At 67.6% G+C, this 2,159-nt stretch carries 3 protein-coding genes; 2 read left to right on the forward strand and 1 reads right to left on the reverse strand.

Features of this window, described 5'->3' with window-relative positions:
- Nucleotides 1–128 precede the first annotated feature (128 nt).
- Nucleotides 129–659, reverse strand: coding sequence for a dihydrofolate reductase family protein (locus VDQ18_RS23490; protein WP_323023276.1), 531 nt, complete (start codon nucleotides 657–659; stop codon nucleotides 129–131).
- A gap of 93 nt (nucleotides 660–752) precedes the next feature.
- Here VDQ18_RS23490 and VDQ18_RS23495 point away from each other — a divergent pair, with 93 nt between their 5' ends.
- Both VDQ18_RS23495 and VDQ18_RS23500 read left to right on the forward strand, forming a co-directional pair.
- Nucleotides 753–1,091, forward strand: coding sequence for a zinc ribbon domain-containing protein YjdM (locus VDQ18_RS23495; protein ID WP_323023277.1), 339 nt, complete (start codon nucleotides 753–755; stop codon nucleotides 1,089–1,091).
- A gap of 58 nt (nucleotides 1,092–1,149) precedes the next feature.
- On the forward strand, nucleotides 1,150–2,159 hold a 1,010-nt coding region (locus tag VDQ18_RS23500), incomplete at its 3' end, for an amidohydrolase (protein WP_323023278.1).

Here is a 2,159-nt window from a genome sequence, read left to right on the forward strand (position 1 = left end):
ATCGCGGATTGGCTGAAGGCGCGGCTTTAGACGGGGCGTTGCGCGGGGGGAGAGGCCCGGGGGGCCAGCCCCCCGGACCCCCCGGCGTATTTGACGCAGAATGAAAGGCGCCGGGTCTCAGGCGGGCCTCAGGCCGGGGCGTAGCTGAGGCAGATGACATCGCCCGGCATCGGGTCGGAGGCGACAAGCCGCAGGCGGGGGAGGGCGGTGAGGAAATACCGGTTACCGCCGCCCAGCACCACCGGATGCACATAGAGCCGGTAGAGGTCGATCAGGCCGAGGGGCGCGAGGCTGGCGGCGAGGTCGGGGCCGCCGAGTTCGATCTCGCCCTCGACCGAGGCTTTCAGCGCCCGGACCTCGGCCGCGAGGTCGGGACCGAGCAGGGTGGCGTTCGGCCCCAGCGCGGGCGTCCCGCGGGAGGCGACCCATTTCGGCATGCGGCGCCAGGCCCTTGCGAAGGCGCGTTCCGGGGCGTCCCATTCCGGGTGGTTCTGATCCCAATAGGCCATGATCTCATAGAGTTTGCGGCCATAGAGGCTGCCGGCCTGCCCCTCTGCCTGCTCGATGAAATGCTCGAACAGCGCGGGTGAGGGGGCGAAGCGGTCATGATCGACATAGCCGTCGAGCGAGACATTCATGCCGAAAACAAGGGTGGCCATCGGGTCCTCCGGGATCTGCGGCAAGCCTAGCACGGAACGGCGCCCGGGCAATCCGGGCTGGTGGCGGCGCCGGGGCGGGTGTATGGCCACCTCATGACCGAGACCCTGCCGCCGTGCCCCGAGTGCAACTCCGCCTTCGTCTACGAGGCGGATTCCCTGTTGATCTGCCCCGAATGCGGGCATGAATTCTCGCCCGGCGCAGTCGGCGAGGGCGATGTCGTGCGCGATGCGGTGGGCAATATCCTGGCCGATGGCGACACGGTGACGCTGATCAAGGACCTGAAGCTCAAGGGTTCGTCGACCACGATCAAGGTCGGCACCAAGGTGCGCGGCATCCGTCTGGTCGAGGGCGATCACGACATCGACTGCAAGCTGCCGGGCGTCGGCGCCATCGGGCTGAAATCGCAGTTCGTCAAGAAGGTGACCGACTGAGAGGGGCTTGCACCCATCCGCCATGCGTCGCAAGCTGGCCTCAACTGGAGAGGTTAACATGCGCAATACCCACCCGATCGACGCCGCCATCGACACCCACCGCGACGACCTGACCGGCATGGCCGACCGGGTCTGGGGCACGCCGGAACTGCTCTATCAGGAAACCCAATCCTGCGCCGAGCATATGGCGATGCTGAAGGCCAAGGGCTTCCGCGTGACCGAGAACGTCGCGGGCATCCCGACCGCGGTGATGGGCGAAGCGGGCGAGGGCGGGCCGATCATTGCCATCCTCGGCGAATACGATGCGCTGCCGGGGCTGAGCCAGGTGGCGGGCATCGACGAGCCGCGGGAGTTGGTCAAGGACGGCAACGGGCATGGCTGCGGGCACAACCTGCTGGGCGCGGCGGCGCTGTTGGCGGCCTGCGCGGTGAAGGATTGGCTGGAGGAAACCGGCACCCCCGGGCGCGTGCGCTATTACGGTTGCCCGGCCGAGGAGGGCGGCGCGGCCAAGACATTCATGGTGCGCGATGGCGCCTTCGACGGGGTGGATGCGGCGATCACCTGGCATCCGGACAGCATGACCCGGGTTTCGGATCCGATTTTCCTCGCCAATACGCGGGTCGATTTCACCTTCACCGGGCGGGCCAGCCATGCCGCCATGTCGCCGCATCTGGGCCGCTCGGCGCTGGACGCGGTGGAGCTGATGTCGGTGGGCGTCAACTACATGCGCGAGCATATGGTGCAGGATGCGCGCATCCACTACGCCTATCTCGACGCGGGCGGCAAGGCGCCGAACGTGGTGCAGGCCCGCGCCAAGGTGCGCTATTCGATCCGGGCGCTGAAATCCTCGGACATGCTGGCGCTGGTCGAGCGGGTCAAGGACGTGGCCAAGGGCGCCGCGCTGATGACCGGGACGCAGGTCGAGGCGAAGATCTTCTCGGCGGTGTCCTCCATGCAGGAGAACCTGACCATGGACCGCACCATGCAGCGGGTGCTGGACGAGATCGGCGGCGTGCCCTTCGACGATCAGGACCGCGAATACGCCGCCCGCATTCAGGCGACGCTGAG

The sequence above is a fragment of the Pararhodobacter sp. genome, from assembly GCF_034676075.1.
Taxonomy (GTDB): Bacteria; Pseudomonadota; Alphaproteobacteria; order Rhodobacterales; family Rhodobacteraceae; genus Pararhodobacter.

Bases quoted from the DNA above. Each gene is read 5' to 3' on its own strand.
- VDQ18_RS23490 (WP_323023276.1), bottom strand. From the start codon at position 659: ATGGCCACCCTTGTTTTCGGCATGAATGTCTCGCTCGACGGCTATGTC.
- VDQ18_RS23495 (WP_323023277.1), top strand. From the start codon at position 753: ATGACCGAGACCCTGCCGCCGTGCCCCGAGTGCAACTCCGCCTTCGTC.